The sequence below is a fragment of the Halochromatium sp. genome (assembly GCF_054919635.1).
In genome coordinates this window covers 1-4749 of record NZ_JBUDPI010000296.1, presented here as the reverse complement: position 1 = coordinate 4749, position 4749 = coordinate 1, and the positions used below count along the sequence as shown (strand labels likewise).

At 61.2% G+C, this 4749-nt stretch carries 9 protein-coding genes; 4 read left to right on the top strand and 5 right to left on the bottom strand.

From position 1 onward, the window contains the following. Positions 1-72: 72 nt before the first annotated feature. The 4 genes from ACY693_RS15215 to ACY693_RS15200 form a co-directional block, all read right to left on the bottom strand. Positions 73-177: a DUF4160 domain-containing protein gene (locus tag ACY693_RS15215; RefSeq protein WP_462322660.1), complete on the bottom strand. Its 105-nt coding sequence runs from the start codon at positions 175-177 to the stop codon at positions 73-75. Positions 178-384: 207 nt separating this feature from the next. After that, the gene (locus ACY693_RS15210) at positions 385-771 is read right to left on the bottom strand and encodes an FkbM family methyltransferase (RefSeq protein WP_462322659.1); all 387 of its coding nucleotides are present in this window, start codon (positions 769-771) and stop codon (positions 385-387) included. 75 nt (positions 772-846) lie between these two features. After that, positions 847-1425, bottom strand: coding sequence for a DUF3782 domain-containing protein (locus ACY693_RS15205; protein WP_462322658.1), 579 nt, complete (start codon positions 1423-1425; stop codon positions 847-849). Positions 1426-1764: 339 nt separating this feature from the next. Next, positions 1765-1947, bottom strand: coding sequence for a hypothetical protein (locus ACY693_RS15200; protein WP_462322657.1), 183 nt, complete (start codon positions 1945-1947; stop codon positions 1765-1767). A 216-nt stretch (positions 1948-2163) separates the two neighbouring features. Here ACY693_RS15200 and ACY693_RS15195 point away from each other — a divergent pair, with 216 nt between their 5' ends. The 4 genes from ACY693_RS15195 (at position 2164) to ACY693_RS15180 (ending at position 3963) form a co-directional block, all read left to right on the top strand. After that, positions 2164-2778, top strand: a complete 615-nt coding sequence (locus ACY693_RS15195) for a DUF433 domain-containing protein (RefSeq protein ID WP_462322656.1) — start codon at positions 2164-2166, stop codon at positions 2776-2778. Continuing rightward, positions 2762-3139 (top strand): DUF5615 family PIN-like protein, encoded by a 378-nt coding sequence (locus tag ACY693_RS15190; RefSeq protein WP_462322655.1) that lies wholly within the window; start codon positions 2762-2764, stop codon positions 3137-3139. The genes ACY693_RS15195 and ACY693_RS15190 overlap by 17 nt, the downstream gene beginning before the upstream one ends. Positions 3140-3388: 249 nt before the next feature. Next, complete coding sequence (locus tag ACY693_RS15185) at positions 3389-3637, top strand: AbrB/MazE/SpoVT family DNA-binding domain-containing protein (RefSeq protein ID WP_462322654.1); 249 nt, start codon at positions 3389-3391, stop codon at positions 3635-3637. Then, positions 3637-3963: a type II toxin-antitoxin system PemK/MazF family toxin gene (locus ACY693_RS15180; protein ID WP_462322653.1), complete on the top strand. Its 327-nt coding sequence runs from the start codon at positions 3637-3639 to the stop codon at positions 3961-3963. The genes ACY693_RS15185 and ACY693_RS15180 overlap by 1 nt, the downstream gene beginning before the upstream one ends. A gap of 184 nt (positions 3964-4147) precedes the next feature. Here ACY693_RS15180 and ACY693_RS15175 read toward each other — a convergent pair. Beyond that, the coding region (locus tag ACY693_RS15175) for a DUF3782 domain-containing protein (protein WP_462322652.1) at positions 4148-4749 on the bottom strand (602 nt) is incomplete at its 5' end.

The window sequence follows — 4749 nt, the reverse complement described above, 5'->3', positions numbered from 1 at the left end:
AGCGGGGCGAACCGGGGCCCAATGGCTGTCGCCGAGCGCAGTCATTTTGGCGACTCGGAGTCCCAAAATGTATCACGAGCACGGCGACACTCTTGTCGACACATGGACGTGCTTCGGTTCATGCTCATTAGCATAGAAGAAGAACTTGAAGCCGTCTTGTATCAGCAGCGTAGGCATCTGGACTCAGTAAACTAGATGCGCTTATCTTGGTCTGGACTCCAGAGGCTTGTGCCGAAAGTGAAGCCGCCTGACTCCTGTGTTCTCGGTGCTCGACTGGCGATAGTCTAACGCAGGATTCCAAGCCGCGCGGTAGTGCCTTAAGCGACCCCGGTATATGGCCCCTGCACATCGATCTTGAGCAGACTGGCGCGTGTCGATATGCATCTACCCGGTGCCCTCCTCCGCGCCTAGGGCGCAGGCGTGAATCTCGGCGTGGCAGCGCGTTATCCGCGTGAGCTTTGCCCTGGGCTCCGGCAGCGGCTCGACGCAGATCAACCGCGCCTTGGGCCAGCGGAGTCGCGCATAGCTGGCGAACTGGCCCTTGTTGGCGCCGACGTCGATGACGGTGTTGACGGTCTCTCGACCAAGGGCGGCGCCGTGCTCGAGCGTGGCGACAACGCCATGGCGCAGCTCGGCATTGCTACCTTGAGTGATCCCGCGGCGGACTCTGCCGGGCGGCCTCCCCTTCCTGAACAACGATGCGATGCCTTCGGGGGTGAGCAAGTCGGTGTACGCGAGCTGGTTGCTGCGGAGAAAACTGGAGCAGGTCACCGTTAATCTTCAGGGGCGGCTCGCGCAGCGTCAGATCACGGGCCAGGCTTGCGGTGGCATGATGTGGTGGGCGCCTCACCAGGTCTTTGGCTGAAAGCTGGCGTCGTTGCGGATCTCGACCGCTTGTCCGGATTGGGCGAGCACGAAGAGGCCTTTGCGGTCGGCGTAGCGTCCAACCTGATCCGGCACGACCATGCCGGCAACGGCGCCTAAGAGCTGATACTCGCGGTATTGCGGAAAGCAGTCTTTGAACTGCGCAAGACGCTGGAGGTGCTCGTTGACGTCGTCGACGCTGAGGTGGGACTTGCACTCCACCGCAACGGCGACCTGCGCATTGAGCGCAAGGAGATCGACCTCGGCGATGACCTGGCCGTTGTCGTCATAGGCGCTGAGGTTGGGCGCCACTTGGTGCACCGGCAGACCGCGCGCGCGCAGGAGGCGCACCACCGCCGGGCGGACCATCTCTTGCACGAATTCGCCGAGGCGGTTGCCTTGCCGGCTGATGAGCTCGCTGAGTTGTTGGATCTTGCGGTCGGTGTCTTGAAACTTGCGGTCAGTCTCGGCACTGCGCTGGGTCATTTCTCGGCTGGCTTCCTGAAACTTACGGTCGGTTTCACGAAACAGTGCCCAGATCTCTTCTGCTGATGTCGCCATGGTGGTGCTCCTTTCGATGAGCCTTAGCACTCAGCATCGTCGGGCGCTCGCACTCAGACGTCAAGCCGTCGCGAAAAAGGCGCCCGAAGCAAGATTCTTGAAATAGGATTCCGGGCTCAACCGGCAGCAAATCTCTCCGGTGTTCCTGCGCACCGCCGACATCCCCGCCCGACCCAGCTGGGTGCGTGGGAAAAAGGTTCCAGGCTCAAATTTCCAATACAGCGCCGCAGATGCTTGGATTCGTTGTAGGTCAGGATCAGTGCGCAGAGGCTCGCCATCGGGGGGGGAACTCCTTGTCGATTAGGGTGGGTGGGGTCTACCACCTTCCCCCCAGTTAGGCTAGGCGCTGGCTTCGCGGAGCACCTGGAGCCAGGCGGTGCCGTCAGCAGTGAGCAGGAGCTGATCACCCAGGTCTTCCAACTGCTGGAAATCGGCGATCTTGGCCAGCAGGGACAGGCTTTGCTCTGCGATGGCCGGGCCAAAGCGGCGCGCACGATGGCCATCGCCTCGCCTGAGCCACAACTGGCATCGCCTGGGTGTTGAGAGAAGCCGACAGCGGCCAACGGGATGGCCAATTCGGTGGCCAACGGGCTGCCCAAGCGCGCGAACGGGCGGTGGCGCGGTTTTCCTATGCGGTGGTCGCCGCAGAGTATCGAGCGTTGTACGATTGGCTTGTTTAAACCGGTTGAGCCTGTAAAAATATGCAACATCATGAGTCATATTTAAGGCTTTCCAATGTTGGCCACCTATGAGACGCGCATCGCGGCCGCGGCAGCCGCGCAAGACCCGAAGCAACTCCGCCAGGAGTTTTCACGCGTATTGCATCAGCAGGCTGGCGCCGATGGTCGCAGGCGGCATCGTCTGGCCTTCCGCGAGGTGTTGTATTTCAAGCTGAAGGGCTCGCTGGAGGCCGAGGGCCTGCAGTTGAGCCCGGACGATCGGCGCGCCCTGTATGCCGTGCTGACGGTAAAACACCATGCCGAGGGCGGTTGGGCACGCAAGGGCCGCAGGCTAAAGCGCGCAGGCGAAGTGCCGGTGACGCTGGATCTGACCAAGATTGTCCGTAGCACCCAACAGGCGTTGCGCATCGCTCGGCGCGGTGCGTCGCTGCTCGATCAGAACGACGCGGTCTGTTCGGGCGAGCCCGTGTTCAAGGGAACGCGAGTTCCGCTGGCGCAGTTGGTTGAACAGTTCCGGGCAGGTGTCGCTTTCGCCGACATCGCGGAAGATTACCCGCAGCTCGACGACAAGGCCCTACGGTATGCGCAGTTGAGTGCGCGCATGGGCCAAGCGCCAGGCCGGCCGGCGAAGCCCTTGACCGTGCGACGGACCGCAATTGAAGCTGCTGATTGACGAGAACCTCTCGCCGCTGTTAGCGCGCTGGGCCAATGAGCAGGGCATCGAAGCCAGTGCTGTGATTCATGTAGGTCTGCAGGGCAAGCCGGATCGTCAGATCTGGCAGTACGCCTACAAGCACAGCCAGATCGTCGTCACCGTCAATGTCGGTGATTTCATCAGCCTGGCGCAAAATATCGATCTGCACCCCGGTGTCATTGCCTTTCGCGAAGCGGGTCTTGATCGCGTTGCGCAATGGGCCAGATTGTATGAAGCAATCCAATATACAGAAGCTAATTGCGATGGGGATCTGACCAACCAAGTGCTGGAAGTGCGAGGTATTGGTGATTTGGTGTTGCATGCGATTCCGGAAGCCTGAGTGTTGACTAGACCGGCTACCTGGCCCTGAAGACAGCTCGCATGGTAGCCTCTTGGACGGGCAGCTCGGCGGCTCTGAGCGGAGTTGAGTCCGAGTTGAGCTGGTGGCGACTGCGGTGCCGGGTCAGCCTGAGGATGGAAACCGGGCTGAGGATTAATGGCCTTTGGGTCGATGGTCGACTCGCGCAGCGCCGCAAGTCCGGGTGTGCTAACATTGTGCTTCCGCATGATCTCTGCCGAGGCTATCAAGATGGAAGTCGCCATTCGCAAGATGGGAAATTCTAGGGGTGTACTGATCCCAAAGCCGATTCTGGCCCAGCTCGGGCTTGAGGGTGCTGCGGATCTCCAGGTTCGCGACGGGGTCATCGAGATCCGCCCCATTTGCCGCCATCCACGAGAAGGCTGGGCGAAAGATGCTGAACAGCTCGCCCAGGAGGGTGAGGATGCCTTGGTCTGGCCGGAGTTTGCCAACCAAGGAGACGATGACCTGGTTTGGTGATGCAGACGGGAGACATTTGGCTGGCGCAGCTCGATCCGACCGTGGGCAGTGAGATCCAGAAGACCCGTCCATGCGTTGTCATCTCGCCGAATGAGATGAATCAGCACCTGCGAACCCTGATCGTGGCTCCCATGGCAACGGGCTCGCGGCCGGCGGCTTTTCGCGTCCCTGTCACCTTCAAGGGTAAGCAGGGGCTCATCGTTCTCGATCAGATCCGGACGCTCGACCGCGCCAGGCTGGTTAAACGCCTTGGGACGCTGCATGCGGCGACACTCGATAAGACCTTGCGCACGCTGCAGGCAATGTTCGCACCAACGTCTCCGTAGGCCGGGCTAATGCGCTGTTGGGTACCGGGACCAAAACCGGGACGGTGAAAAACCCGGGACGGGTCACCATTCACCCTCATGGTCGGCTCGCGCAGCGCCGTGTGACGGGCCAGGCTTGCGGGGAAGCTCTAGGACATCGAACACCGGGACGCAGGATTGGAACGATGATGATGTGGCGGGCGCCTCACCAGGTCTTGGGCTGAAAGCCGGCGTCGTTGCGGATCTCGATCGCTTGTCCGGATTGGGCGAGCACGAAGAGACCTTTGCGGTAGGCATAACGCCCGACCTGATCCGGCACGACCATGCCGGCGACAGCCCCGAGCAGTTGATAGTCACGGTATTGCGGAAAACACTGCTTGAACTGCGCCAGGCGCTGGAGGTGCTCGTTGACGTCGTCGACGCTGAGATGGGACTTGCATTCCACTGCGACGGCAACCTGCGCATTGAGCGCCAGCAGATCGACCTCGGCGATGACTTGGCCGTTGTCGTCATAGGCGCTGAGGTTGGGCGCCACTTGGTGCACCGGCAGACCGCGCGCGCGCAGGAGGCGCACCACCGCCGGGCGGACCATCTCCTGGACGAAGTTGCCAAGCCGGTTGCCTTGGCGGCCGATGAGCTCGCTGAGCTGTTGGATCTTGCGATCGGTTTCCTCGAAGCGCTGCGTCAACTGCTGGTTGGCCTCGTTAAACTTGCGGTCGGTTTCCTCGAAGCGATGCGTCAGCTGCTGGTTGGCCTCGTTAAACTTGCGGTCGGTTTCACGAAACAGTGCCCAAATCTCTTCTGCCG